Below are 26,095 nucleotides of genomic sequence, written 5' to 3'. Positions count from 1 at the left end.
AATACATATATGTTAAATCATATGTGTTTATTTTGAAATCACCAGAGCCACCCGAAGGAGAAAAAATGGAGCACTTTCCTGCCCTGAACGCTGATTGCTTCGATCATCATATTGCTGAACGTCTGCAGCTCCATGAGCCGCCACGCATTCTGATTCTGTATGGCTCGGTAAGAGAGCGTTCTTACAGTCGTTTTACAGCAGAGGAAGCAGGTCGCCTGCTGGAGGCGATGGGAGCGGAGGTCAGACTGTTTAACCCTTCAGGTTTACCCCTGCCGGACGACGCCCCGGATACGCACCCAAAAGTCACCGAGTTGCGCGGGTTGGTCAGGTGGTGTGACGGGATGGTGTGGAGTTCCCCGGAGCGGCATGGGGCAATGAGTGCCGTGATGAAGGCACAAATCGACTGGATTCCCTTAAGCGAAGGGGCCGTTCGCCCATCCCAGGGAAAAACTCTGGCGGTCATGCAGGTATGCGGCGGTTCGCAATCTTTCAATGCCGTGAACCAGATGCGAATTCTGGGACGTTGGATGCGGATGTTTACGATCCCCAACCAGTCTTCAGTGGCCAAAGCATGGCAGGAATTTGATGAGAACGGGAGAATGAAACCCTCGTCCTGGTATGATCGTATCGTCGATGTCGCCGAAGAGTTGTTTAAAATCACCCTTATACTCAAGGGACAGACCGGTTACCTTGCCGATCGCTACAGTGAACGAAAAGAGAGCCATGAGGAGCTTTCATCCCGCGTTAATCAAGACAAAATATGACGTTCCTGTTTTCATGAATTCATGCTGTGTGAACTCAACAACGTCCGCTCCTGGCATAGAGTGGTCTGACATCGGATAATGCGCGCTATGAGCGAAAAGCGGATGCGATGAAATGAACGCTTACGACCTTATTCGATCACGATTTTTCACTCATCTCTGGCCAGCGTATTGCCTGCAGCACAGCCTTGCCTCTGCCGACCCAGCGTGATCCAGACCATCAGCGCGCAAATCAGCGTGACAGCAGCCAGAACTCTAAAAAGAAACGTATACGCAGTGTCATAACTGTCCTGAAGCAATAATCGTGAAATACCGGGTAACATCGCAGCGGCCTGCTCAGTACTGCCGCCCCCCAGCCATGCGGCAGCCTGGTGAATGACCTCTGGCGCATACCCGTGAACGGTGTTTTTCAGATTCAAATCATTCATTTCTTTTAAAAATGCTGACGCCATCGCCAGAGCGATCCCTTCTCCGGCAACGCGAACGGTATTAAAGAGGCCTGCGGCCATGCCCGCTTTCTCCACAGATACAGCTGAAAGTGCCAGACCATCCATCAGTCCCCATGGAAGCGCAGCGCCGGTACCGGTCATAATCAGTGAAAGCACAAGAAAATTACTGCTGTTACCCGGTAGTGCGTATCCGAGGAAAAGCAGCCCGACTGATGCAATAATAAGTCCTGCAGCTGAAACGGTTCCTGGAGAAAACCACCTTGTCAGCAGTGCGGCAATGGAAGGGAAAACCAGCATTGGAGACGTCAGCGCCATAAGATAAAAAGCGCTCCGGGACTCACTCATCCCGTCACCGCCCATAAAATGCAGCGGAATAATAATCAGCAGCACAACATAGCAATAGCATGTTGCTATCGGCAGTAGCAGAACGCCGGCAAAGCGCGGGCGCAGCAGCAGAGAGATATCCAGAACAGGATTTTCAACCCCCAGGCAACGCACTACAAACCCGCTGAAAAGCAGCATGGCGGAAATGAAAAGGGCGAGTGTGGGAAACGATAAAAACCCAAAGGCAGGTATAAGCATCACCGCTGATGTAAATAACATCAGGGCTGCAGTAAACATGATTAATCCTGTGCCGTCTGGTTTCTGATGTCCGCTCTCCTCTGATGCTGGCAGAAACGCAGCACCAGTCAAAATTACAATGCCTGAAAGCAGAGCTAACATGGCATACAACCATCTCCAGCCCAAAGCATCCGTAATGAAACCCATCAACACAGGGCCGAACGCCAGGCCCACGCCAAACATAGTGCCAAGTACGCTGAAGGCCCGAGTCCTGTCCGGACCTTCATAGAGACGGGCCAGTGCGGCGCTGCCGCTGGCCAATATCAAGGCCGCCGCAAGACCCTGCAGTGACCTGAACAACCCAGCCATAAAGATATCCTGTGTCAGGCAGATCATAACGCTGCTCAGGCAAAACAGGGCTGAGCCTGCGGTAAAAATGCGCTTTCTGCCAGTAACATCCGCAGCAACACCGGCTGACAACAAAAAACTGCCGAAAGTCAGCATAAATCCATTCGTCAGCCATGACAGCGCGGCAGGCGAGCCGCCAAGCGCCTGTTGTATTGCCGGCGTGGAGATTACACCACCGGTAAAGCTTAACGGCAGCAATATAGCTGCCAGATAGACAGAAAAGGCTGCCATATTCCTGGCATATGGACTGGGTGTTCTGGCTGAAGTTGCCATTGGGTGACCTTATGTTTCCGAAAAGCGGATGGGTTAACAACTTCAGTAATGTTATTGCAGACATCAGAGTGAATAAATACACTGAAAATCTCTTATTAACGGACATTAAGTTTATAATCAATGGACAGTCTGACCTCTCTTACTTCGTTTGTCCGGACAGCGGAGACGCTAAGTTTTGTACAGGCCGCAAGGTTGCTTGGGATTTCTGCCTCAGCGGTCGGGAAGAATGTCGCCAGACTTGAGCATAAACTGGGCGTACGTCTCTTATACCGCAGTACAAGAAACGTGAGTCTGACAGCGGAGGGGGCTGCTTTATTAATCCGCTGCCAGCATATCCTTGAGCAATTACAGGAGGCGGAGTCAGAACTGACGAGCAGCTTAGCGCAGCCTGCCGGGAGGCTCAGGGTTTCACTTCCTGTCATTGGCTACAGGTTGATCCTTCCTATTCTGCCGGACTTTTCCCGCCGTTATCCTCATGTAGAACTCGATCTCGATTTCAGCGACCGGCTGGTAAACATCATTGATGAAGGATTTGATATAGCCATACGAAGCGGTGAACTGACGGACTCCCGACTGAAATCTAAAAAGGTTGGTGATTTTCGTTTTGTGCTCTGCGCCAGCCCTGACTATTTGAATGAGTATGGCGTGCCCGGCTCGCCAGCGGATTTAACGATGCACAGGTGCATTTCTTTACGTTTTCCTTCAACTGGGCTGCTCCAGCCCTGGGAACTGCGCGGTATGTGCCCGGGTACTGACTTGAGGACAGCCCCTGTACTGACCGTAAATAATATAGAGGCTTCTGTTCGCCTGAGCCTGTCAGGTATGGGGATTTGCTATGTGCCCGGTTTTGTCGTTCGCGAATCTTTGAACACGGGGCAACTGAAAGAGGTATTGCCAGGTAGCTGTACCAGGCAGGGGGTTTTCTCGGCACTCTGGCCGGCTAGCCGGTATCTTTCACCGAGAATACGCTGCTTTGTCGATTTTATTGGTGAGTCCGGCCTGTCTCTGTAATCTGTACCAGGCAGTTAATGCTTTCTGAAATCGTATGCACTTTTATGCTTATCTCAAAATCATGAACGTCCGCTCCTGGCACAAAGTGGACATGAATCATGTATAAAATTCGTTAAGAGAGAAGTTGATATTAACAATCTTTCCTACCTCTTATGAGGTAATTGTTAACATCAGTATTGTCTAATTACTGGGTAACAGGTTAGACCTTGTTGCGATTCAACCTAAATATTCTCTTTCTTACGCCTGCTATAAAGTTAAAGAATAGTTAACCGATAATGATGATTAAGATGCTTTTAATCTGCATTATTTGTGTTCTTATAAAAATTAATTCAGCAGGGTGTAAAAATGAGTAATATTCTTAACAATATTAATCTTACCGCTAAGTTTGCAATTATGGGCTTGTTTTGCCTTGTTCTTTTTTCAGTTCCTACCGTGCTTTTTGTGTCAGAAGGTAATAAATATATTCAGGACAAGCAGAAAGAAGTAACAGGAGTGCCTGCTGAAAACAAAATCCTTGCCCTGTTGAATCTGATACAGCGCCATCGCGCTGAAACAGCCCTCGCTATTGCGCAAAAAAATCCTGCCACCTCATCGCGTCTAAGTGTTAGAGATGACATTGTTACTATCACCGATGCCATCAAGAAAGAGATGGCGCAGACAGAAGGCAGTGCGGGTTTAATCGAAAAAATCAATGGGGTGCGTGCACAGTGGGACGCGCTGCAGCAGGACATTGATGCTTCGAAACTGAATCAAACGACCAGTCTTGACGCACATGCGCAACTCATCCGCAAACTTCTTAACACAAACCGCGACGTGCTGGATTTTTACGGTTTGTCGCTTGATTCAGATATCAGTACGTACCGCCTGATTATCAGCAATTTCTCATCATTGCCTGAGCTTACCGAAAGTCTGGGTAAAATTCGTGCGTTCGGGACTTCACTGCTTGCCAGGAAAGAAGCCGTTAGTGAGGCTGACTCTGTCCGTATGGAATCATTAATCAGCACGGGTGCCTATAATCTGGATATGTTTGCTCAGGACTCAGAGAAGCTTTTTTCGTCTGATACAGGGCTGAAGCAGAAATTCAGTGCCGATGCAGACGCGGCCGTGCAGGAAGCCCAAAATGCCCTGAAAACTGCAGGGGCGTTATTTATTAGCCGCAGTATGACGAATCAGAATCCTCAGGACTATGCCGCAATTTTTACCAGCGCGATTAACAGATTCAGTACCTACGCGATTGCGGGCGGTAATGAACTGAATGACATGCTGAACCAGCAGATTACGGACCACCGGAATGCACAGTATGGTTTGCTGAGCGTTCTTCTCTTTATGGTCCTGCTTTCTGTCTTTTTCGCATTGATCATTATCCGTTCTGTTACACGACCTATCGGTGCCGCGTCAAAGCTTGCGCTTGAAGTAGCAGAAGGCGATCTGACAGCATCTTTTTCCGTGACAGGACGCAATGAAACAGCCGGTCTGCTTAAGGCATTACTGCAGATGAGTCAGCGCCTGACGGTGACGGTAGAAAACATTAAATCTAATGCCGTCACCATTGCCACCTCATCTGAGGAGATTGCCCGCGGTAACGGCGATCTTTCTGCGAGGACGGAAGAACAGGCTGCATCACTGGCTGAAACAGCCGCCAGTATGGAACAGCTCTCTTCGATCATCGGCAACAATGCTGAAAACACCCGCCATGCTGCAGAAATGGCCAGCTCGGCTACCAGCGCGGCATTGCGTGGCGGTCAGGCAATGGAATCAGTGCTGGGTTCCATGGAGAAAATCAGCAGCAGTGCAGGGCAGATTAAGGAAATCATTTCTGTCATTGATGGGATTGCGTTTCAGACGAATATTCTCGCGTTAAACGCGGCTGTTGAAGCTGCCCGGGCCGGTGAGCACGGTAAAGGCTTTGCCGTTGTTGCGGCGGAAGTCAGGTCGCTGGCACAGCGCTCGGCTGGCGCGGCGAAAGAAATTAAAGGACTGATCGAAAAGTCTGTGGAGAATGCTGAGCAGGGCATTTCGATGGCCCGGGATGCAGGTGAAAAAGTGAAGGAGAGTATGGATGCGATTGAACAGACAGCACAGCTGGTGAGAGAAATTTCATCTTCTTCAGAAGAGCAAAGTGCAGGCGTATCGCAGATAAATATTGCCGTTACTCAGATGGATCAGGTCACACAGCAGAATGCCGTGCTCGTTGAAGAGTCAGCATCGTCTGCTGATGAACTTGCAAGTCGAGCCGCTAATCTGAGGGACGCTGTTAGCGTGTTCCGCACAAACGCTGGTTAAAATTTCCGTTAAGTGCTTCTTTTATATGTCTGTAAACGGCGTGCTGTCGGCGCATTTCTGAGGTCTGTCATCTCAGTAACAGTATCTCATAAGCCATCCTACGGGATGGCTTAATTCCTTCCTTACGTAACTTTGGCACAAAGCGGACATACGTGCTGCAAGGTCCGCTTTGAGCGAAAAGCGGCCGTCAAATGTACGATGACAGTGTAGTTTTGCCAAAATAGACATAACATACCTATCGCACATGCAGGCGACAGGCAAAAAACCGCCATCTGAGTGGGTCAGCTGCGGAAGCAGCCGGGGAGAAAAGGTTATGCATCCCGGAAAATCCGGCGTTCAGCGAACGCTGTCACCTGTAAGCCTTGCTAAAAAAAAGCGAACGGCACAAACCATGTGCTGCCGATCACGTAACGCCGAGAGAAGAATAAAAAAACCGCCGTGCAGGCGGTTCAAAGAGGTATTCAGTGGCTTTTGCTCTTATCGTGGCCGGTCGGAGCAGCCGCCGTTTGAGCTTAATGATAAAAGGCATCGGCAAGATAGCAAGCGTATCTCGGGCCGCGTTCCGGACGGATCCCACGGTATTTGTAGGATAAATAACCCGCTTTAGGCAAAAAAAAACCGCAGGGGGCCGAAGACGTGCAGTGGCTGAAAACTCCTGAATCCCTGGCCTGGTGTTGGCTTGCCGCTTATCTTGAATCTACTATGTGTAGTATCGATAGTAGCTTAGAAAACTACAACATATTGTATCTGCGACAGCTCGTTGCGGTCCGACATTCAGAGTTATAGGGGTTTTACCAACCAGCGGAAGATTAAGAGTACTAATGAGGGGGCCATTATTCTGAATCAATCGTAACCAATTTTATATCACCTATAATTTTCAGGAGTGTACAGCATAAAATCAACCTTTCCTGACTTGTATTCATCAGGCTGCTCACCCATTTCAAGATAATGTAGCGCCAGTGTTATTGCCAGCTGAGCATGCCTCAACGTATTTTGATCTATGGTCAATGTCAGCACTCGTTGTTCGAGTAATTGCCGTGTTGTATTGTAAAGTTCATGAGTGACGTAAACTACTTTACCTCTAAGATTATAATCATTCAAAATCTCACTAACCTGAGTGTTACCCATGCCTGTATTATAAATTCCGACAATATCTTTATCAGATGCAAGGGTTCGGTTTAATAAAAGACTGATAAGCTCCCGTTCATCCTGACTGTAAATAGGTTCGCGCACATTGATTTTAGGATAAAATTTCTGCATTACTGAAATAAAGCCATCGACACGCTGACGATGGACTGCGTATTGCGTACGGCCGCTAATTATCACCACGTCCCCATGTGATGGTAGCATACCACCAAGTACAAAGCCTGATGTACGGCCTGCGCTATATTGATCAATTCCTACGTGGCACAATCTATCAGATCCTGGTAAATCTGCCACAAGGGTTATTACCGGGACACCGCGAGATTTACACAGGGTCAGCATTTCATAAATAAGTGGGCTCTCATGTGCAAATATAATCAAAGCGTCCATTTTTTTACTGCTGGCTTCAATGTGTTTTGCCATTTTTTCCGGAGAAGCTTCAGAGAATAAAGTTTTATGAAGTGTTATTCTGCGATAGCCTAAGTTATCCGCCAGCATGGAAAAATCTTTAGCAAGCTGTTCGAAAAAAAAAGATTTATTACTGCTCAACAGGACCTCAAGCTGCCAGGAGGGTCTATGCTTTTCCGGCAGAATACGCTTAAGTCCCGCATCACGGGCGGCCTTGAGTATTAGATTCTCCATGGCCGGCGATACTCCACCCCGATCATTAAGCACCCGATCAACTGTTGCAACACCTACACCTATTTTCTTTGCAAACTCAGTAATAGTTAATTTTTTCATATTTTATCATATTTACTTTAACAGGTTTCGTCACTATCAAACTATAGTAAGTAATCTATAACACTGCCAGCGTTACAATCTTAACTTCAATTTATATTCTTTTCACATAAAAGACAAATAAATTTCACTTAAAATTAAGAGTAACACTCCAACAAAACTCTACTTTAAGAAATACATAAAACTTACTCGCATAAAAATTAACTTGAACTTATAGAACTTTTTCAAAAGCAACGCTGCGAGACATCGCATTCCTTACGAACAAATCAGCCGACTCTAAGTTTGACCAAAATGGCATTTAATTTTTAACAGAATCATATCATTAAACAATGAGTAGAATTATTTGCCACAATAAATAATGGCAATATTTAAAGTATTATTTACTCTGGATTTTTGACGCGATTTAAATATAGACCCTTTTTTCATGCAACAAATAGATGCATATGAAGAACATTAATATTCAGCCTTACCATGTCAATCAGCTTTTATATTAGATTATACTTAATAATAGTTTGATAGGATAAAATTTTACTCTCTACGAAAGTTTTCAGCCGGCGTAAGGAACTAACAGCATGAGTGAGTTAAATTGAAGATGTTAACAGCAATAGATGCTAACCATAATGTTCACTGCCTGAGTCAGCAGAGCCCGTCAGGAACCCGGACTCAGCAAAGTTATTAAAAGCTTAGTTATTTTTATAGCTCTGAGCCCGTGTTAAACAGGGGATTCACCTAATATCCAGTTAGGCCCGGTATCAGGAAAGCCTGCCGGATAGCGGCTCGCGGCATTATATGACTGAATCCATCCGGGATAACGTGTACCCGGATGACTGACCTTGTCCAGCATTTCTTTTTCCTCCTCGCTGAGATTAACAGACAGCGCGCTAAGGTTATCTCTGAGCTGATGCACATTGCGCACACCCGCTATGACGCTCGTCACCTGCTTAGAAGACAGCAGCCAGGCTATTGCGATGCTGGCAGGAGTAGTGCGGTGTTTTTCAGAAATTGTTTTGAGAACATCCACGATGTCCCATGCCAGGCTTTTATCAACGGGTGGAAATTCAATTTTTGCGCGTCTTGCAGAGGCCTCATGACTACCACTGCGGTCAAATTTGCCTGAAAGCAGGCCTCCTGCAAGAGGGCTCCAGCATAACAGTCCGGTTTGGCTATCCTTAATTGCCGGAAGGAGTTCATGTTCAATGTCGCGGCAGGCCAGTGAATAAAAAGACTGTACGCTGGCAAATTTCTCCAGCTTATGTTCACCTGAAATACCCAAAGCTTTGGCAATCTGCCAGCCGGCATAATTCGAACAGCCTATATAGTGAACCTTGCCCTGACGCACCATGTCGTCCAGTGTCCGCAGAACCTCTTCAATCGGTGTTACGGTATCAAAATTGTGGACCTGATAAAGGTCAATGTGATCGGTCTTAAGCCTTTTAAGGCTGGCTTCCAGCGCCTGCATAAGGTGATAGCGCGACTGCCCTGCATCGTTTGCGCCCGCATTCATTCTGCTGTGCGCTTTTGTTGCAAGAAAAACCTGACTGCGTCGCTGTGCCAGCACTTCGCCCAGCACGCTTTCAGAGCCCCCCATACCGTAGATATCCGCGGTATCAATAAAATTGATGCCGGCGTCCAGCGCCTCACCAACGATAATGTCCGCCTCTTTGCCCGTCAGGCGGCCGATGGCATTACCGGCGGCATTATCCGCCCCGCCAAATGTCATCGTCCCGAGACAAATGCGTGAAACATAAATCCCAGTTTTACCCAGTTCTGCGTATTTCATTTTGTTTTCTCCGTTAAGCTTCAAATGATAATGACGCAGACAAACGCTTTCTTTTATTATAGAAATCCCTTTTTTATTATTCATTCGTCCAGGAAGTTATGGATCCGTTGTCTGATATTCTTTCACTTCTGAAGGCAGAGGCCATCCTTACGGCCCGTATGGAAGCACGTGGCCCCTGGGCAATGCGGTTTCCCTCTTATAAACACATTAAGTTCGGCACTGTGCTTGAGGGGAAATTCTGGCTTTGGATGGACGGAATACAGCCTCTGCTGCTTGAAAAAGGGGACTTCTATCTTCTGACTTCGGGTGACGCTTACTGCTGTGGCTCAAGTCCGGCATTGATGGTAAGTGACGGACGGCAGATTTTCTCTTCTCACCGTGAAGCGGATGGTGTGGTCCGCTACGGACAGGGAGAACTTATCAGTGAGGGGATTGGGGGGAGATTCGTATTTGAGGAGGCTTCCAGCCCGCTGCTTTTAAAACATCTGCCTCAGGTGCTGGTTTCACGACGAGAGGAAAGTTCTTCTCCTGCACTCACCGCCCTTATCACTTTGCTTTCGCATGAAACATCAGCGCTTCGTCCCGGACACGACATTGTGGCCAGTAGCATGGCAATACTTGTTCTGGTGCAGATGCTGAGGGAATACTTAGAGATTAATCAGAAAGGGACATCCTGGCTGAATGCCCTCGGTGACAGGAAAATAGGACCCGCACTGACACTGATACATTCTTCTCCATCTGCAGACTGGACGCTGGCAAGTCTGTCTGCAAAATCGGCTATGTCCCGCAGTGCGTTCGCCAGTAGGTTTCATCAGCTTACCGGTTCAACGCCCGGGAATTATCTGACGTCATGGCGAATGGAGCTGGCATGCGCTGAACTCAGAAAGCATCACTTAAGTATTACTGAGATAGCCAGATTAACCGGATATAAATCTGTTCCCTCTTTTTCTCTGGCCTTCAAACGTCATACCGGAAGAACGCCAGGAGGCTATCGTAATCTGCATAAGAACTGTTAACAGGCCACTCCGATAATTGTCTTTTTAATGCATATGCATAATTATCAAAAATTTACCGCAGTATTCAAATATACAATGTCCGCTTCTGGCACAAAGCAGCCGTTCTGGCGGCGACTTATCTAAACAACATGGGGAACAGTTTATTGCCCATGTATGGCAGAAATATACCCGCCGCGCGTTCATCATGATTACGGTTGCTTGCTGTTACCCAGCACTTTGTTAATCGCTTCGGTCCCACATTGATCGTCGGATTCCGCGCCGCCGGTGCCCGCCATGCCGATAGCGCCGATCCACTGGCCGCGATATTGCACCGGCACGCCGCCGCCAAGCAGCAATAGCTCATTAACCGTATTCAGATTGACGCTTTCCGGTGAGGATTGCGCCTTTATGGTCAATTGTCTGGTCGGCGTTTTGGTGGAGAGCGCAGTAAACGCTTTACGCCATGCCGCCTGGGTATTGTGCGGCCCCACGTTGTCATCCCGCATCAGCGTGACCAGATTTCCACCCCGATCCACCACGGCAACCACGCCCTGACGATTCATGTTATGGCAGACGGACAAGGCCTCCGTTGCCAGTTGATTACTCAGCGCCTGCGTCATGTCATAGACGGAGGCTGGCTCAGCAGCGAGCGCCACGGCAGGTCCGGTAGTCAGCATCAATGCCAGCAGTAAACGTTTCATTTATTTCAGCTCCCGCGATAGGTGGAATAACCGTACTGGCTCAGCAGCAACGGAATGTGATAGGTGGTCGTGGTATTGGTGATATGGAACTCCACCGGGATTTCGGGGAAGAAACTCTGCTGTTGATGTGCCGCAAAATAGTGACCGGTTTTAAAAATCACCCGATAGTCACCCGCCTCAAAGGGCTTTGCTGGCCACAGGGCATCTATCCGACCCTGCTGGTTAGTATTGGCGGTATTCAGTACTTTCCAGCTTTCTCCCTGTTTCTGCTCAAGCATTACCTCAACCTCTGAGGCTGGCAGCCCGGTCTGCTGGTTCAGCACGTGAACGCTCAGCGGATTTTTACTGGCCGCTAAGGTGACCGTGGGAACGGCAAGCAGCGTGGTGAGGGCCAGGGCAGTGAGACTCTTTTTCATTTTTTAATACTCCGGTGTTAATCACCCCGCAGTTATACCTGTACGGTTGTTCGTTCTGCCTGTCAGAAAGATGACCATATTGTCATCTGGCGCTGAAACACTGGGGCGGTCATAAATTTCATGGCAAACTGCGCCGATGAAACTATTGCTGATCGAAGATAACCAGAAGGCGAGCGCCTGGGTGCGTAAGGGGCTGGAAGAAGCGGGCTATATCGTGGATTACGCCGCAGACGGCCGGGATGGCCTGCATCTGGGGCTGTCACATCCCTACAGCCTGGTGATACTGGATATTATGCTGCCGGGGATGGATGGGTGGCAGGTGCTGAAAACCCTGCGTACCGCCAGTCAGATTCCGGTGATTTGCCTGACCGCCAGAGACTCGGTGGATGATCGGGTGAAAGGGCTGGAACTGGGGGCCAATGATTACCTGGTTAAGCCGTTCTCTTTTGCGGAGTTGCTTGCTCGGGTAAGAAATCAGCTACGGCAGCAGCAGCCGCAGAGTAGCGTACTACGGGTGGGCGATCTGGTGCTGGACTCAGCGCGCTTTCAGGTTCTGCGTGACGGTGTCACTCTTGCACTGACGCGCAAAGAGTTCATGCTGTTATGGCTGCTCGCCAGCCGTCACGGTGAGATTCTGCCGCGGACGCTGCTGGCCAGCGAAATATGGGGCGTTAATTTCGACAGTGAAACCAATATCGTCGATGTTGCTATCCGCCGCCTGCGCCGTAAAGTCGACGACCCCTTTCCTAAAAAGCTCATCACTACGGTAAGGGGCATGGGATATTGCCTGTCAGAAAAAGGAGGCGAGGGTGACTAGCCCTTCTCTGACGCTGCGGCTGACGGCAATTTTTACGCTGATCATGGCGATGGCCTGTGGCGGCATCAGCCTGATTCTGTATAAAGCGTTACGCAGTGAACTGGTCTGGCGGGACGATCAAACGCTGATTAATCGGGCGGCGCAGTTAAGACAACTGCTTGAAGATGGTGCCCATCCCAGCTCGCTGCCGCTCTACTTCAATCGGATGGTCGATATCCATCAGGACATTCTCAGCATCCGCTCGCAGCATGAGCAAAACGTCAGTATTAATCATACCGGGATAACGTTGCCCGCGATCTCGCCCACGCCGGTCAGTACGCCACCCAGTGAGAAACAGCTGCACCGCTGGATCAATGCGGACAAGACGGAAGCGTCGGCGTTAAGCCTGCAGGCAAACTCCTCGCTCGGGCCGGTAACCATTACGCTTGCCCGGGTCGCGCGGGAGCGAGCACTGATGCTGGAGCGTTATCGCCAGCAAAGCATTCTGGTTTCACTGGCGGCCATATTGCTGTGCGCCGCAGTCAGTCCGCTGTTGATTCGCAGAGGGCTAAGGGCGATCGGCCGGTTAAGTAAGATCGTGGCAGAAACGGCCAGTGACCGGTTAAATCAGGCCGTGCCGCTTCAGGCTATCCCGCAGGAGCTCCTACCGATTGGCAATGCGCTTAACGCTATGCGTCAGCGCTTATCCACGGACTTTATCCGTCTGACCCAGTTTGCCGACGATCTGGCCCACGAAATCCGCACGCCCATTAATGTGTTACTGGGCCAGAATCAGGTCGCGCTGGGTCATGAACGCTCAGCCGCTGAATATCAGACGCTGCTCGAAGGCAACATTGAAGAGCTGGAGAGTCTGTCGCGTCTCACTGAAAACATTCTCTTTCTGGCTCGCGCCACGCACCACAATATCAGACTCAATAAACAGGACTTCCTGCTGCAGGACGCGCTGGAAGTGCTGATCGACTTTCTTGAACCGGTTGCGGAAGAGCAGGAGAAGCTCATTGAGCTGAGCGCCGAAGGCAGCCTCACCGCGGATAAAATGCTGTTCCAGCGTGCGATGAGTAATCTGTTGATCAATGCCATTCGTTATTCGCCAGAAAAAGACACGATTCAGGTCAGTACCTGTCATCACGCTGACTACGTTGAGATTGAGGTGTTGAACGCGGGCGAAGCGCTGGAGGAGCCTGAAAAATTATTTGAACGCTTCTGGCGGGGCGATAACGTCCGTCATACGGTCGGAACCGGGCTGGGACTGTCGCTGGTACGCGCCATCGCCGCTTTACATGGCGGAAGTGCTTACTACCGGCATGAGAACGGGCACAATATCTTTGGCCTGCGCCTGCCCCGAAAGTGAGCGTCTGTAAGAAAAACCTCATCCGTGCTGCTTTAATGAAAGCAGAAGAGGATGGAAGCGATCTGCGGAAGTCATAAAGTCAGACACAGTCACCCCCTTGCCTGTTGCACGTTACCTTACCGGCATAGCATCAATTCACAGAACATTAAACGCCGCGTTCTCCGGTTAATTCAGGCACCACTTTGCATGCTGATGACATCCTGCGGGAGCCTGGTTCGCTGGAGTCAGCATCGGCACATGACGGTGAAGTGTTTAAAGGCTTGCCCCTTCAACCAGCACAAACGTCCCGTGCGCAGCCCCTGCACGCAACAGCCTGGCAGCCTGATACGCAGGGCTTTCATAAAAACCTTTGGCTTCGGCAAAAGATTCGAACTCAAATACCACATGCCGTTCATGCGCCTCTCCCTCCAGATTTTCATACTGCCCTGACCAGGCAACGATCTTCGGATTAAACGCCTGCATGGCTTCGCCTGCAGCTCTGGCATAGTCAGCGTATGCGACAGGGTCCGATACGGTCACGTGAGCGATTAAATAACCTTTGTTCATTTCTCTTTTCCTTCCTGACAGGGGGTAAAATCCAGCGTAAGGCAGCGCGACTGGCGTGCACCAAACCCGGAATGGGGGTTAAGCTTTCAACTCTTCCTTCGGGTCAACGGATTGAGTGGTGAGTAACCACCTTTTCACTGAGTGCTTCCCGGTACTCTGAGCCATGTTTGCCGCGGAATCGGCAGTGATCTGAGCCGGTGCTTATGTACATAAACCTGCATGGCAGTTCGCAACGGCGTTAAGCCTTCAGAGAGACGATTCCCCGTCATAACGTTCAGATCGCGTTCTGCAATATCCGCGGTGTGAAAGCAGTCTATTACCCATTAATATGGTGATAAATAACGTAAGAATTAACGCACTGTTACTCCTAAGGGGAACAATGAAAAACCTTGAGGCGCTGATTATTTTTGCACGCGTGGCGGAAATGAAGAGTTTTACTCAGGCAGCTGAAAGCCTGGGTATTCAGAAAGGACGCGCCTCATTAGTGGTGCGCGAACTCGAAAGGGAGACAGGCGCGACGCTTCTGCATCGCACCACGCGAACAGTGCAATTAACGGAAGATGGACGGGCTTTTTATTCACGCGCACGCGATCTGCTATCGGAAGCCGAAGAGTTACAGTCCATGTTCTCTCACGAGGGGATGTCACTGCGGGGAAGAATACGCGTTGATATGCCAGCCGTGCTGGCACAAGGCGTGGTGATCCCCGCGCTGCCTCAGTTGCTGGAGGCACACCCTGAACTGGAGATCGAGCTTTCAAGTACCGATCGGCGCGTTGATTTAGTTCATGAAGGGTTTGATTGTGTTATTCGTCTGGGGCCAATCGTTGATGACACGCTTATTGCTCGCCCGCTGGGGAAACTACGCATGATTAATGCCGCCAGTCCCAGCTATCTGGCGCGCTTTGGGATACCGCAGACGATTGATGACCTTCTCAGTCAGGGACACCAGATGGTCCATTACCAGCGGAGCTTTGGTTCGAAGCCAGATGGCTGGGAGTATCCGGCGGATGACGGCTATCAATTGCTGATGTTACCCGGCGCCATAAGGGTAAATAGCGTACCGGCCTATCATGAGGCGGGACTGGCCGGGCTGGGCTTGATTCAGGGCGGTTACTCCACGCTGGCGCCCTATATTGAGCGCGGTGCGCTGGTTGAAGTCCTTACCGATCTGTGTCCTGAGCCGCTCAGTGCCTCTTTTGTTGTCGCGCACCGACGAAATCTGTCGCGGCGTGTCAGAGCCTTTATGCACTGGACCGAAGAAATTTTAAAACCTTATTTTGACTGATAGCACAGTGATTCTTACGCCAGATAAAAGTACAACAACAGGGTATGTGGCAAACCAAACCAGAAGTACAAATTTAATCACCGCTATGCTAATATTTCCGCGCTTATTAAAGCGTCCTGCCATGCGTAGAATTTTTGGGAACGCAGTATGATCGATAAATATCAAATTCATCATGACGTCGATGTGCTGCTTTTCATACGCCACATCTGCAAACTCGTTTATACGGGACTTATTTTGCTGCTGCTTATTCCTCATATTGCCAGTGCCGAAATAAAAGATGGCAAAGCCAATGATATCGTCAGTGGTATTATCAGCTTCACCCAGTGGACGGGCTTAAAACAACCGCCTCAATTATGTATTTTTTCTTCAGCCCGGCATCTCTCCTTGCCGGACAATGCCTCCTCTGCGGCAGCCACATTCACCGTTGTTTATCTTGCCAGCGCAGGCGACCTGCCGTCGCACAGATGCGACGCCGTCTATTTCGGCGATCAAACGTCACAACAGCAGGTGGACCTGATTCAGCAGTTTAAGGGCAGAGCCGTCCTTACCCTCGCGGAGAACAATGCGGATTGCACGCGGGGCGCCGCGTTTTGCCTGATTTTTCATCCGGGCCACACGCTTTTTTCCGTTAACCTTGATTCGCTTGCCAGAAGCGGTGTCAGGGTGAGTCCGGACGTGCTTTTGCTGTCCCGCGAGAGAAGCGAATAAAATGAAATTCGATAAAATAAGAAATGACAAATCATCGATACGCAATAAACTGCGAAAAATAAGCACCATCAACGCTGCGGTGATATTACTGTTGTGCTGGCTGTTGCTCTCCTCGACGTCGCTGCTATTTATTAAAAATTACGAGAAGCGAAACCTTGAATTAATCGGCGCAACCCTCAGCACCACGCTAACCGCTGCGACCGTTTTTTCCGACAGTTACGATGCGCACAATAAAATTGCACGGCTCGGCAATGAAGGGATGTACGCGTCTGCGAAACTGGTCACTAAAGATCAAATTGTTCTGGTCAACTGGCATGCTCAGCAGGAGCAGACGGGCTGGTATTCGCGGTTATTACGTGAGTGGATTTATCTTAAACCGCTTAACGTCAGTATCATTCACTCTGACGTTGCTGTCGGTACATTAACGCTGGAAGGCACCGTGACCGGCGCGGTGAGTTTCATTCGATACTCCTTCATGATTCTGACCAGCGGTATGCTATGTATACTGATTATCTCCCTTTTGCTGAGTGAATTTCTGCATCGGGGTATGCTCGCTACACTGCGCAACATTACCAGCTCGATTCACTATGTGATTCATTCCGGTGATTTTTCCTTGCGTATACCGGAGAGCACGACGAGTGAGTTTCAGCTATTTTCAGATGATCTGAATTCGTTGCTGAGGGAAATGCAATCGCTGAAGGCTTCGCTTATGCGGGATAATCGCTCGCTGGCAGCCAAAGCGCTGGAGGACCCGTTAACCGGTCTTGCAAACCGCAGCGCGTTTGCTGCTCACCTTTCGCGGCTTCTCGACCAGCAATATGCTGAGGAGCGTTTTGCCTTACTCTTTCTTGATGGCGATCGCTTTAAAAGCATCAACGATAACTGGGGCCATGCCGCCGGGGATGAGGTATTAAAAGCGATAGCAGCACGGCTGTTATCACTGGCATCTGAACAGGATCTAGTCGCCCGGTTAGGTGGGGATGAATTTGCCATGCTGGTGAGCAGTCAGGTCAGTGAGGAGCAATTACAGCAACTCATGCAGGACATCCATGACCTCATCATGGAAAAAATCATCCTTGCAGAAGGTACGCCGATAAATACCTCGGTTACCATTGGCTACGCCTGGTCACAACGCGGCGATACGGTTGAGTCTATTCTCGAACGCGCTGACATGAATATGTACAAAAATAAGCGAACAAATAAGGCTTAAAGATGAAAAAAAATATTTCCCTGATGCTGCTTATTTTGGCGCTGGTCGGTTGTCAGTCTAAAGAACGTTTTAGTGAGGCGCAGATCGCAGCGATGAAGCGTGCGGGATTCACTCAAAATATGGAAGGCTGGGGATTAGGCTTATCAGACAAGATCCTGTTTGGTGTAAACGAATCAGAACTTACACCCTCCAGCAAAAGTAACATTCAGGGGATGGCAAAAAACCTGGCGTCGACCGGTATTAAGCATGTGCGAATTGACGGGCACACCGATAATTACGGCAAACCGGATTATAACCAACAGCTGTCGCTAAAAAGAGCTAACGCAGTCGCGTCACAGTGGGCGGAAGGGGCTGCTATACCGCGCGAAAATATTATCACACGTGGATTAGGCATGAGTGCACCGGTTACCAGTAACAATAGTGCACAGGGACGCGCGCAAAATCGGCGTGTGGCAATTGTGATTACTGCGCCGTGATAATGAGTTAGCAGTGAGCAGTGCTGCACGCTCAGGCCGGTATGACTCAATATCCTGCCTGGGGGCTTTATCCGGTTACCGATGATGCGTGAAGAGCCGCTGGAAAAGATGAAACGCAGAGGAAAATGCACGGCGGAAGCCGCCGTGCAGTGTTGCTATCAGCGATAAAACGCCGGTCTTGCTGGCATACTGACCGGCACAATTTCACCGGAAGTCTGGGCCGCGACGCAGGCATCAGCGGCCACCGCGGCGGCGTAACCATCCCAGGCGGAGGGACCGGTCATCTCACCGCTGATGACGTTGTTGATAAATGCCTGCAACTCCACGTCATACGCATCGATAAAACGCTTTTTCCAGTCAGTCAGAATGGTGGTGGAGAGCTTAGCCGCGCTGCGTAGCTGCACAGAGACTGGCTCCGGCAGACGAGCAATGCCGCTTTCACCCACCACTTCACACTGAATGTCGTAACCATATTCACAGTTCACGAAGATTTCGACATCAATGCGCGCCCCTTTGGTCGTCTCAAGCAGCACGATTTGCGGATCGCGCAGATGTGACGACGCCTTACGGGTTTTACGCGGGAAGATCACCTGCACGCTGGCATAATCATCATCCAGCAGCCAGCGCAGCACATCGAGTTCGTGGATCAGGGTGTCGGTGATCGCCATGTCGGTGGTGTAGCTGTCGCCCACTTCCGGGTTGCGGTGTGCGCAGTGCAGCATCAAAGGCTCGCCAATTTCGCCGCTGTCGATCACCGCTTTTAGCGCGCGATAGCCGCTGTCATAAGGGCGCATAAACCCGACCTGCACCAGCTGACGTCCTGCCTTAATTTCTGCTTCCACAATGTTCATGCAGCCCTGCGCGGTGACCGCCAGCGGTTTTTCGCAGAACACCGCTTTACCCGCCTCAATGCAGGCCAGCACAAAGGCTTCATGCGTCGGGCCCCAGGAGGTGACCAGCACCGCATTGACCTGCGGATCGTTAATCAGATCGATAGCATTGTCATAAATACGCGCTTCCGGCGTCAGCTCGTTAACGATTTGCTGGCAGTTTTCACGGTTGATATCGTTAAGCGCCACCACGCGCGCATTCTGTAACACGGTGCTGCAACGGCGGATGTGTTCGCGACCGATTGCGCCGGTGCCGATGACGCCAATATTAATAGTCATGATAATTCCTTAAGCTGAGTGGTTTAACAGCTGGATGCTGTCGCGAATTTCGCGGGCAATGTCCGCTTCCTGCCAGCTGTTCATCACTGAGGAGAACGGCTCAAAGGCGTAAAGGCCGGTGTAACCCATTTTCTCCAGTCGCTCGACCTGCTGCTTGCTGCGCAAGCGGTCGTCCGCGCTGAGCATGATGCGTTCTTCGTCGGTTAGCTGATTAACCGGGCGCGGGTCGGTGACGCCGGAAAGGTGAACCAGACCGATCTGCTGAATATCGATCTCCTGTTCGAAAGTCTGTTCCGCATCTTCAAACAGATGATGATGGAAGGTATCGATCAGCAATCTGAATGGCACACCCGCTTCATGGATCAGCGTCTGAGCCTGAGTTGCTGAACGCAGCGAGCTTTGTGGGAAGCCCAGCGGTTCCACCAGCCCCTGAATACCTGCCTCAGCGAACAGCGGGGCCAGGGTTTTCAGCGCGCTTACGGTGTCGTCAGCGCTGATTGGCGTGCCGTCATTAAGCGGGCAGAGCACCAGCGATTCAGCGCCGACCGCCTGCGCATCACTTAACAGCTGGCGGGTGCGTTGCAGCACCTCTTCATTCAGCTGATTAAAGGGATAGAGCGCATTGATGGTCACAATCCGGATGCCTGACTCACGCGCCAGAGCTTTTACCTCGTCGCCGCTGAGATCGTCGGTGACGCGGCCGCTGGGCATATCATTACGCAGTTCGACATTATGGATACCGAGCTGGCTGACCAGTTTAAAGAACTGCGGAAGGGTGAGGCTGGGCGCAATTTTACGGTTGATGCAAAAGCGCGCGTTGGGAATATTCAGGCTCATAATAATTTCCTTGAATGTAGGGGGTACAGTGTTAATAGCAATCGGGTAGTCAGCGTAATGACACTGGCCGTGAGTTATTCAATACGGACGTTTCAGGCACTATTTTTTGCCGTTGCCGTTATAAAGCGCATAGAAATAGTGCTCGACCTGCTCAAGACTTCTTCCCCGGGTCTCGGGAATAAACTTCACAACAAAAACAGAACCGCCGATGCCGATAGCCGCGAATATAAAGAAGGCTCCGGCCAGACCAAATGCGGCTAATAACAGCGGGAAGGCCATGGAGATGGCGAAATTGGCGATCCACAGTGAGAAGACAGCGCCACCCATACAGATGCCACGCATCCGGGCGGGGAAGATTTCCGACAGCAGCAGCCAGGTAACGGGTGACAATGCGCCCTGCTGGAAGCAGAGAAACATCAGCATTCCCGCCAGCACCAGATAAGCCCGCAGCAGGTTGACCGTGCCGTTGAGGTATTCCGGCATCAACCAGCAGACCAGCCCGATAAAGAACAGGCAGCAGGTGCAGCCCATCTGTCCGATTAACACCAGCGGACGGCGTCCCACTTTGCCGATTAGCCAGATACCCGCCAGCGTCATCACCACGGAGATCACGCCATTGGCGATGGTGGCGAACAGCGCGGCATCGTTGCTCAGTCCGGCGGCGGTCAGCATGGTGGGGGCGTAATACATAATGGTATTCACCCCGGTCAGCTGCTGGATGGCGGCAATACCCACGCCCAGCAGGAAGATTTTCATCAGCCAGGGTGTGGCGAGATCGCGCAGGCGGCCTTTGCCACGCTGACGGTTCTCTTCAATGGTTTCCTCAATCTCTTCCAGCTCCCACTCGACATCTTCGGCGGCACGGGTTTTTTCCAGGACCTCGCGCGCTGCCTGACTGCGGCCTTTCATTACGTGCCAGCGCGGGGTTTCAGGCATAAAAATCATGCCGATCCAGAGCAGAACAGCAGGGACAATCGACAGCGCCAGCATCCAGCGCCAGGTATTTTCGCCGCCCCAGATATCGTTAAAGGTGGCGTTGGAGATGTACGCCAGCAGCTGACCGCTGACGATCATCAGCTCCTGTAGTGTGACCAGTTGGCCACGTTTGTTGGCGGGGGCGATTTCTGCGATGTAGACCGGCACGGTCGCGGCAGCACCCCCCACGGCAAAGCCCAGGAACAGGCGAGAAGCGATCATCCAGGTGACATCAGGCGCCAGCGCCGAGCCGACAGCGCCAAAAGCGAAGATAAGCGCCAGCGCAATGATAATGCGTCGTCTGCCGAGGCCATCCGCCAGATGACCGGCTGCCAGCGCGCCGAAGGCTGCACCAAACAGCAGGGAGCTGGTGACCAGCCCGGTAGTAAATGGGGTGAGATGCAAATCGCCGCGCATAAACAGTAATGCGCCTGAGACTACACCGGTGTCATAACCAAACAGCAATCCACCCAGGGTGGCGACCAGCGCAATAATCTTCACAAAAGGCTCGGTGCGGGTGGTGCTATTTGGACCGGATGCCGGGTTCGACGAGATATAAAGTTCTTTTTCCATGAATACTCCTGGTAATAACGGCAAAGACAAAACGTCAGAACATGAAGAAGACATCACCCTACTGATATTTTTATTTCGGGTTAAATTATATTTGAAACTTAGTTTTCATTATGTGAGCTCAACCCTTCCGCCATTTTTATTTTGATGGGATTCCATCAGAGCAAAAATAAAAACATTAAATTTAAGCGGGTTATAGGTGAGGTTGATAAGTTACCGGCGGTTCAGGCAGGGCGGAACAGCGGGAAATCAGCGGCTGGAAAGAGTAAATGATCGCGGTCAGGATGAAACATCCCAACCGCGATAAACAGATAGCAGGGCGGGTTAGCGGATTTCCAGCGCGGTGAGCGCCGATAACAGCGCATCGACCTTAGGCAGGAACTGTTTACGGCGTGGCCACACCACGCTCAGCGTCAGCCCCTCGGGCTGCAACTGCGGCAAAATTATCTCCAGGTCGCCCTGTTTCACGGCATGCTGAATCAGCCACGAGGGCATTTGTGCCACGCCCAGCCCGGCGATGACAGCCTGCAGCTGGGCATCAACGTCGCCCAGTGCCAGCCGGTACGGCACCTCGCGCCAGTGCGGCTGACCATCTTCGGTGGTGAACAGCCAGGGTTTGGTGCTGCCGTCTACACGCTCATAAAGGATGGCGCGGTGGTTCAGCAGCGCCACCTCATCTTCAGGTCGTCCTTCACGTGCCAGATAAGCGGGTGAGGCACAGAACTGCATCTGCTCGCGGCCCATATTACGCCAGCCCAGCGAAGCAGGCAGGTCGGGCGCGCCGCCGATCCGTACCGCCACATCCACGCCCTCTTCAAACAGGTCAACAAAGCGGTCAGAAAAACTCAGGCTCAGAGCCAGTTCCGGGTGTTGCTGACAAAAGGGCATCAGCAGCGGCATCACATTGAGGCGGCCATAGGTGGTGGGCACCGCCAGGCGCAGGCGACCGGAAGGAATGGTTCGCTGTGCCGCCAGCACCGCTTCGGCTTCGGCCAGATCCTCCAGAATGCGCAGGCAGGTCTGGTAATAGGCGCTGCCCGCGTCGGTGAGGTGCAGGCTCCGTGTGGTGCGCTCCAGCAGTCGCGAACCTAATCGCGTCTCCAGGCGGCTGACGCTTTTACTGACCGCCGATCCCGTCACGTGCAGACGCTCCGCAGCGGCGGTAAAACTGCCAGACTCTACGCTGGCAACAAACGGCAGAATATCTTTGAGGCGATGATCGTGCATCGATTAATGAACTCAGGTTGAGAATGCTGTGAATAAATGCCAGTGATAAGAACTGAATTCTCTATTAGGCTTAGCATTACGCAAAACGAGGAGAAATCAAATGAAAAAGCATGCTTTGATTGTGGGCATCAGTGGCGTTATTGGTCGCGCACTGGCAGATAAATTACAGCAGGAAGGCTGGCAGGTCAGCGGTCTGTCACGTGGACGTGGCGCGGTACCTGAAGGTGTTACCAGCCTGACGGCCGATCTGACCGATGCGGATGCCGTCCGTGACGCGCTGAAAACAGTGAAACCGGATGCGCTGTTCTTTAGCGTCTGGGCGCGTCAGGAAAATGAAAAAGAGAATATCCGAGTTAACGGCGGCATGGTGCGGAATGTGATTGAAGCACTCGGCGACCGTTTACAGGGTTCGCACGTGGCGCTGGTAACCGGACTGAAGCACTACCTGGGTCCGTTTGAAGCTTACGGCAAAGGCGCTGTGCCAGTCACGCCGTTCCGTGAAGAGCAGGGCCGTCAGCCAGTCGATAACTTCTACTACGCGCAGGAAGATGAAGTGTTCGCTGGTGCAGAGAAGTATGACTACCGCTGGAGTGTGCATCGCCCGCACACCATCATCGGTTATGCCGTGGGCAATGCGATGAATATGGGTCAGACGCTGGCGGTCTACGCAACGCTGTGTAAAGAGAAAGGCTGGCCGTTTATCTTCCCTGGCTCACCCGAGCAGTGGAACGGTGTCGTTGATATGACCGATGCGGGCCTGCTGGCTGAGCAGCTGCACTGGGCGGCGACCTCACCTAATGCCGCTAATCAGGATTTCAATGCGGTAAACGGCGATGTGTTCCGCTGGAACTGGATGTGGCCAAAACTGGCTGACTATTTCGGCATTGAAGCAGCGGAATACCCGGCGCAGATGATGCCGCTGGAAGATCGCATGCAGGAAGCCGCCAGTGCATGGCAGGCGATTGCAGAGCAGCATCAGTTGCGTGAATCTGATGTCACCAGACTGGCTTCCTGGTGGCATACCGATGCCGACCTGGGACGTCCGATGGAAGCCTTTACCGATATGAGTAAGAGCCGTAAAGCGGGCTTCACCGGCTATCGCAGCACGCTTGACTCCTTTACTCAGCTGTTTGATAAGCTGAAAGCGGAAAAAGTGATCCCGCAATAACCCAGCAGGCGCCGCATCAGGCGCCTGTTTTGTTTCAGGCTGCTAGCTATACTCTGGCACTCAATCAGTAAATGGAGGATTGGATTCTATGGCGACATGTTTCATTATCGGCGCAGCGGGCAAAGTGGGCCAAAAGCTGACCCGTCAGCTGAGCAGTAAAGGCCATACAGTAACGGCGCTGCATCGCAAACCGGAACAGGCAGAGACGCTGCAGGCCGCAGGTTCCAAACCAGTGGCTGGCGATATTCAGCAGCTGAGCGTGACGGCACTGGCAGATCTGATGACCGGTCACGATGTGGCTGCCTTCACGGCGGGTGCGGGCGGTGCCGGGATCGAGCTGACCAATGCCATTGACGGAGAAGGGCTGAAGCTGGCGGTTGCCGCAGCAGAGCAGGCGGGAGTATCACGCTTTATGCTGGTTTCCGCTTTCCCGGATGCGGGCCGCGGTAAAACTCCCTCAGAGGGATTTGAGAATTACATGCGGGTGAAGCGTCTGGCGGATGCGGAGCTGGTAGCGAGTAAGCTGGAGTGGGTGATCCTGCGACCGGGTACGCTGACCGATGAAGGCGGTACCGGTCGGGTTCATGCCGATCTGGCGATTCCGTATGGTGAGATCCCGCGCGAAGATGTGGCGGCGACACTGGTCGGCCTGATTGAAAATCCGGCAATTAAGTATCAGATCATCGAACTCACCAAAGGTGATGTGCAGATTGATGTGGCGTTGCAGCGGTTGCAGCGGGGCTAAAAATCTGCCTCAAAAAGTTGGAAACTCAACTTATTCATATGCAGTTCAGGGAAGAGGTCAGGCTCTTTTCCTGAATTACGTTTTACGGTAGTCAGACATTACCCGGAATAAGAGGGATGGCTAACGTGAAACTGCTGCCCGTTATGGCGTTGGCGCAAGGTTGTTGGTCGCCGAATCTCTGCTCATTATTAGCCTGTTAATCCCACGCCGTTACTCATCAATTATTTATCTGAAAAACAGCCAAATGCCAAATTGAAGGCTGAACGCCGATGATACGCCATGTAGTTATCCCGTCTGAAAATATCGCTCATGAAAATGGCCGGTCGTAGGCATTTTACAGCGTGACTGCACCGGTGGCAGCGTTAATCAAAAGAGGGCAATGAGGTAGCTGTATTTTATGTTAGCGGCGAAAAGCGTCAACTCTCTCCGATAATTTACCCCTTCAGTACTGAAGTCATGTCCGAAAGTCGTTCAGAAATTCCCGCCAGGGCGCGAGTTAATAAATGTCAGTCAAGGCATTTACGCGGCTATCAGCGGCTGATTCACCTGTGCTTCATATCAATCTGCGGTTGCAGATCCAGATGACAACTTATCATTAAAAGCTTCGGTCAGCATATGTGGTGCAGAGTCCTTCGTGTAAGTGAAACTGCTTTAATAACGCGATAGCTGAAAGCTTTTTCGTCACGCTTTAATCCCTGGACTTCATTCTGGAGGAGTCAGATAGTATTAGTTGTGCAGAGGAAGGTCATAGACACTGGGCTCCCCACTATAACTCTGAACGCATCAGTCTGCGTCTCATTAGCTTCAGCCCGGTTAAGTTCAGATTACAATAAAAGAGGGTGTCCTGAGGGCAAAGATAGGATGCGTGAGCAGACCGAAAAGGGAGAAATATATGCGTTTTTATTGATTGCCATTAATTAAATATCATTCAGCATTTCATAATGGGAGTGCAGGCGGAGGATACTATCACTCTTCATATGACAAAGGAGTGTGTTAAATGGCTATACCAGTATATCTGTGGCTTTACGATGAAGAAGGGAAGTTAATAAAAGGCTCTGTCGATGTCACTGAACGCGAAGGAAGCATTGAGGTAACTGGGATGCAGCATAATTTATTTATTCCCACGGACGACACAACAGGTGCAGTGACAGGCACGCGGCAACATGAGGCTTATACTTTTGAAAAAACTATTGATAGCGCATCGCCGCAATTGTATAAAGCGCTAACAACAGGGGAAACGCTAGCAAAAGCGGTGTTCAGCTTCTACCGCATCAATTACAACGGTCAGGAAGAGAAGTATTTCGTAACGAAACTCGAGAATGTGAAGGTTTGTCACGTCGTGACGGTTATGTTCGATACCAAAGACCCGGATTTTGAAAGGCACGGTCACGTAGAGCATGTCGGGCTGCGTTATGAACTAATAGACTGGCATTATACAGACGGCAATATTAAATACACCGATAGCCTGGAAGAGCAGAAAACAGCATAAGGA

23 protein-coding genes are annotated in these 26,095 nt (G+C 50.9%); 13 read left to right on the top strand and 10 right to left on the bottom strand.

Features of this window, described 5'->3' with window-relative positions:
• Positions 1–65 precede the first annotated feature (65 nt).
• Entirely contained in the window at positions 66–764 is a 699-nt protein-coding gene (arsH, locus tag ACXKZD_RS22660) for an arsenical resistance protein ArsH (protein WP_033760278.1), read from the top strand.
• 146 nt (positions 765–910) lie between these two features.
• Here arsH and ACXKZD_RS22655 read toward each other — a convergent pair whose 3' ends face one another.
• Positions 911–2,452, bottom strand: a complete 1,542-nt coding sequence (locus ACXKZD_RS22655) for an MFS transporter (RefSeq protein ID WP_400369006.1) — start codon at positions 2,450–2,452, stop codon at positions 911–913.
• A 120-nt stretch (positions 2,453–2,572) separates the two neighbouring features.
• Between ACXKZD_RS22655 and ACXKZD_RS22650 the strand changes: the two genes are divergently transcribed.
• Together ACXKZD_RS22650 and ACXKZD_RS22645 are read left to right on the top strand one after the other, a co-directional pair.
• A complete protein-coding gene (locus ACXKZD_RS22650; protein WP_400369008.1) occupies positions 2,573–3,463 on the top strand; it encodes a LysR family transcriptional regulator in 891 nt (296 codons plus the stop codon).
• A gap of 345 nt (positions 3,464–3,808) precedes the next feature.
• Entirely contained in the window at positions 3,809–5,746 is a 1,938-nt protein-coding gene (locus tag ACXKZD_RS22645) for a methyl-accepting chemotaxis protein (protein WP_172609052.1), read from the top strand.
• Between the two features lie 864 nt (positions 5,747–6,610).
• Here the strand turns inward: ACXKZD_RS22645 and ACXKZD_RS22640 are convergent.
• Both ACXKZD_RS22640 and ACXKZD_RS22635 read right to left on the bottom strand, forming a co-directional pair.
• A complete protein-coding gene (locus tag ACXKZD_RS22640) occupies positions 6,611–7,630 on the bottom strand; it encodes a LacI family DNA-binding transcriptional regulator (protein ID WP_033760284.1) in 1,020 nt (339 codons plus the stop codon).
• Positions 7,631–8,339: 709 nt separating this feature from the next.
• Positions 8,340–9,407, bottom strand: coding sequence for an aldo/keto reductase (locus ACXKZD_RS22635; protein ID WP_488982349.1), 1,068 nt, complete (start codon positions 9,405–9,407; stop codon positions 8,340–8,342).
• 98 nt (positions 9,408–9,505) lie between these two features.
• Between ACXKZD_RS22635 and ACXKZD_RS22630 the strand changes: the two genes are divergently transcribed.
• Positions 9,506–10,423 carry an AraC family transcriptional regulator gene (locus ACXKZD_RS22630; RefSeq protein ID WP_061703435.1) on the top strand — a complete coding sequence of 306 codons (918 nt, stop codon included), beginning with the start codon at positions 9,506–9,508 and terminating at the stop codon, positions 10,421–10,423.
• Between the two features lie 188 nt (positions 10,424–10,611).
• On the opposite strand, the gene ACXKZD_RS22625 is transcribed toward ACXKZD_RS22630, so the two are convergent.
• Both ACXKZD_RS22625 and uraH read right to left on the bottom strand, forming a co-directional pair.
• Positions 10,612–11,103 (bottom strand): GlcG/HbpS family heme-binding protein, encoded by a 492-nt coding sequence (locus ACXKZD_RS22625; protein ID WP_061703436.1) that lies wholly within the window; start codon positions 11,101–11,103, stop codon positions 10,612–10,614.
• Positions 11,104–11,108: 5 nt separating this feature from the next.
• Positions 11,109–11,519: a hydroxyisourate hydrolase gene (gene uraH / locus ACXKZD_RS22620; RefSeq protein ID WP_061703437.1), complete on the bottom strand. Its 411-nt coding sequence runs from the start codon at positions 11,517–11,519 to the stop codon at positions 11,109–11,111.
• Positions 11,520–11,655: 136 nt separating this feature from the next.
• Here uraH and hprR point away from each other — a divergent pair, with 136 nt between their 5' ends.
• Both hprR and ACXKZD_RS22610 read left to right on the top strand, forming a co-directional pair.
• Positions 11,656–12,336: a response regulator transcription factor HprR gene (hprR, locus tag ACXKZD_RS22615; protein WP_488982258.1), complete on the top strand. Its 681-nt coding sequence runs from the start codon at positions 11,656–11,658 to the stop codon at positions 12,334–12,336.
• Positions 12,329–13,687: a heavy metal sensor histidine kinase gene (locus tag ACXKZD_RS22610; RefSeq protein WP_340278745.1), complete on the top strand. Its 1,359-nt coding sequence runs from the start codon at positions 12,329–12,331 to the stop codon at positions 13,685–13,687. The genes hprR and ACXKZD_RS22610 overlap by 8 nt, the downstream gene beginning before the upstream one ends.
• Positions 13,688–13,939: 252 nt before the next feature.
• Here ACXKZD_RS22610 and ACXKZD_RS22605 read toward each other — a convergent pair whose 3' ends face one another.
• Positions 13,940–14,233: a DUF1330 domain-containing protein gene (locus ACXKZD_RS22605; protein WP_010670299.1), complete on the bottom strand. Its 294-nt coding sequence runs from the start codon at positions 14,231–14,233 to the stop codon at positions 13,940–13,942.
• 379 nt (positions 14,234–14,612) lie between these two features.
• Between ACXKZD_RS22605 and ACXKZD_RS22600 the strand changes: the two genes are divergently transcribed.
• The 4 genes from ACXKZD_RS22600 to yfiB all read left to right on the top strand — a co-directional run bounded on the left by ACXKZD_RS22600 (position 14,613) and on the right by yfiB (position 17,912).
• Complete coding sequence (locus tag ACXKZD_RS22600; RefSeq protein WP_050679387.1) at positions 14,613–15,518, top strand: LysR family transcriptional regulator; 906 nt, start codon at positions 14,613–14,615, stop codon at positions 15,516–15,518.
• 147 nt (positions 15,519–15,665) lie between these two features.
• Positions 15,666–16,226: a regulatory sequestration protein YfiR gene (gene yfiR, locus ACXKZD_RS22595; protein WP_010670301.1), complete on the top strand. Its 561-nt coding sequence runs from the start codon at positions 15,666–15,668 to the stop codon at positions 16,224–16,226.
• A 1-nt stretch (position 16,227) separates the two neighbouring features.
• A complete protein-coding gene (gene dgcN / locus ACXKZD_RS22590) occupies positions 16,228–17,436 on the top strand; it encodes a diguanylate cyclase DgcN/YfiN (RefSeq protein ID WP_488982257.1) in 1,209 nt (402 codons plus the stop codon).
• A gap of 2 nt (positions 17,437–17,438) precedes the next feature.
• Positions 17,439–17,912: an outer membrane lipoprotein YfiB gene (yfiB, locus tag ACXKZD_RS22585; RefSeq protein ID WP_050679385.1), complete on the top strand. Its 474-nt coding sequence runs from the start codon at positions 17,439–17,441 to the stop codon at positions 17,910–17,912.
• A gap of 158 nt (positions 17,913–18,070) precedes the next feature.
• Here the strand turns inward: yfiB and iolG are convergent, their stop codons facing one another.
• The 4 genes from iolG to ACXKZD_RS22565 form a co-directional block, all read right to left on the bottom strand.
• Positions 18,071–19,081 carry a bifunctional inositol 2-dehydrogenase/D-chiro-inositol 1-dehydrogenase gene (gene iolG / locus ACXKZD_RS22580; RefSeq protein WP_010247281.1) on the bottom strand — a complete coding sequence of 337 codons (1,011 nt, stop codon included), beginning with the start codon at positions 19,079–19,081 and terminating at the stop codon, positions 18,071–18,073.
• A gap of 9 nt (positions 19,082–19,090) precedes the next feature.
• Complete coding sequence (locus tag ACXKZD_RS22575; protein ID WP_488982256.1) at positions 19,091–19,918, bottom strand: TIM barrel protein; 828 nt, start codon at positions 19,916–19,918, stop codon at positions 19,091–19,093.
• A gap of 99 nt (positions 19,919–20,017) precedes the next feature.
• The gene (locus ACXKZD_RS22570; RefSeq protein WP_010670306.1) at positions 20,018–21,466 is read right to left on the bottom strand and encodes a sugar porter family MFS transporter; all 1,449 of its coding nucleotides are present in this window, start codon (positions 21,464–21,466) and stop codon (positions 20,018–20,020) included.
• Positions 21,467–21,787: 321 nt separating this feature from the next.
• Positions 21,788–22,690, bottom strand: a complete 903-nt coding sequence (locus ACXKZD_RS22565) for a LysR family transcriptional regulator (RefSeq protein WP_287060670.1) — start codon at positions 22,688–22,690, stop codon at positions 21,788–21,790.
• Between the two features lie 100 nt (positions 22,691–22,790).
• Here ACXKZD_RS22565 and ACXKZD_RS22560 point away from each other — a divergent pair, with 100 nt between their 5' ends.
• From ACXKZD_RS22560 to tssD, 3 genes are all read left to right on the top strand, one after another.
• Positions 22,791–23,858 carry an SDR family oxidoreductase gene (locus ACXKZD_RS22560; protein WP_050679383.1) on the top strand — a complete coding sequence of 356 codons (1,068 nt, stop codon included), beginning with the start codon at positions 22,791–22,793 and terminating at the stop codon, positions 23,856–23,858.
• 88 nt (positions 23,859–23,946) lie between these two features.
• Positions 23,947–24,603 carry an NAD(P)H-binding protein gene (locus ACXKZD_RS22555; protein WP_488982255.1) on the top strand — a complete coding sequence of 219 codons (657 nt, stop codon included), beginning with the start codon at positions 23,947–23,949 and terminating at the stop codon, positions 24,601–24,603.
• 997 nt (positions 24,604–25,600) lie between these two features.
• Complete coding sequence (gene tssD, locus ACXKZD_RS22550; protein ID WP_050679381.1) at positions 25,601–26,092, top strand: type VI secretion system tube protein TssD; 492 nt, start codon at positions 25,601–25,603, stop codon at positions 26,090–26,092.
• Positions 26,093–26,095: the final 3 nt, after the last annotated feature.

The organism is Pantoea sp. ABR1s, from assembly GCF_057812235.1.
Note: the sequence above shows the minus strand (reverse complement) of the source record. Positions and strands in the feature narration are given on the sequence as shown.

Excerpts from the sequence above, each read along its gene's own strand:
- ACXKZD_RS22650 (WP_400369008.1), top strand. The coding sequence starts at position 2,573 with ATGGACAGTCTGACCTCTCTTACTTCGTTTGTCCGGACAGCGGAGACG.
- ACXKZD_RS22600 (WP_050679387.1), top strand. The coding sequence starts at position 14,613 with ATGAAAAACCTTGAGGCGCTGATTATTTTTGCACGCGTGGCGGAAATG.
- ACXKZD_RS22635 (WP_488982349.1), bottom strand. The coding sequence starts at position 9,407 with ATGAAATACGCAGAACTGGGTAAAACTGGGATTTATGTTTCACGCATT.
- ACXKZD_RS22655 (WP_400369006.1), bottom strand. The coding sequence starts at position 2,452 with ATGGCAACTTCAGCCAGAACACCCAGTCCATATGCCAGGAATATGGCA.
- ACXKZD_RS22645 (WP_172609052.1), top strand. The coding sequence starts at position 3,809 with ATGAGTAATATTCTTAACAATATTAATCTTACCGCTAAGTTTGCAATT.
- arsH (WP_033760278.1), top strand. The coding sequence starts at position 66 with ATGGAGCACTTTCCTGCCCTGAACGCTGATTGCTTCGATCATCATATT.
- ACXKZD_RS22575 (WP_488982256.1), bottom strand. The coding sequence starts at position 19,918 with ATGAGCCTGAATATTCCCAACGCGCGCTTTTGCATCAACCGTAAAATT.
- ACXKZD_RS22640 (WP_033760284.1), bottom strand. The coding sequence starts at position 7,630 with ATGAAAAAATTAACTATTACTGAGTTTGCAAAGAAAATAGGTGTAGGT.
- iolG (WP_010247281.1), bottom strand. The coding sequence starts at position 19,081 with ATGACTATTAATATTGGCGTCATCGGCACCGGCGCAATCGGTCGCGAA.
- yfiB (WP_050679385.1), top strand. The coding sequence starts at position 17,439 with ATGAAAAAAAATATTTCCCTGATGCTGCTTATTTTGGCGCTGGTCGGT.
- ACXKZD_RS22605 (WP_010670299.1), bottom strand. The coding sequence starts at position 14,233 with ATGAACAAAGGTTATTTAATCGCTCACGTGACCGTATCGGACCCTGTC.
- ACXKZD_RS22625 (WP_061703436.1), bottom strand. The coding sequence starts at position 11,103 with ATGAAACGTTTACTGCTGGCATTGATGCTGACTACCGGACCTGCCGTG.
- hprR (WP_488982258.1), top strand. The coding sequence starts at position 11,656 with ATGAAACTATTGCTGATCGAAGATAACCAGAAGGCGAGCGCCTGGGTG.
- ACXKZD_RS22555 (WP_488982255.1), top strand. The coding sequence starts at position 23,947 with ATGGCGACATGTTTCATTATCGGCGCAGCGGGCAAAGTGGGCCAAAAG.
- ACXKZD_RS22630 (WP_061703435.1), top strand. The coding sequence starts at position 9,506 with ATGGATCCGTTGTCTGATATTCTTTCACTTCTGAAGGCAGAGGCCATC.
- ACXKZD_RS22565 (WP_287060670.1), bottom strand. The coding sequence starts at position 22,690 with ATGCACGATCATCGCCTCAAAGATATTCTGCCGTTTGTTGCCAGCGTA.
- yfiR (WP_010670301.1), top strand. The coding sequence starts at position 15,666 with ATGATCGATAAATATCAAATTCATCATGACGTCGATGTGCTGCTTTTC.
- tssD (WP_050679381.1), top strand. The coding sequence starts at position 25,601 with ATGGCTATACCAGTATATCTGTGGCTTTACGATGAAGAAGGGAAGTTA.
- ACXKZD_RS22560 (WP_050679383.1), top strand. The coding sequence starts at position 22,791 with ATGAAAAAGCATGCTTTGATTGTGGGCATCAGTGGCGTTATTGGTCGC.
- uraH (WP_061703437.1), bottom strand. The coding sequence starts at position 11,519 with ATGAAAAAGAGTCTCACTGCCCTGGCCCTCACCACGCTGCTTGCCGTT.
- dgcN (WP_488982257.1), top strand. The coding sequence starts at position 16,228 with ATGAAATTCGATAAAATAAGAAATGACAAATCATCGATACGCAATAAA.
- ACXKZD_RS22570 (WP_010670306.1), bottom strand. The coding sequence starts at position 21,466 with ATGGAAAAAGAACTTTATATCTCGTCGAACCCGGCATCCGGTCCAAAT.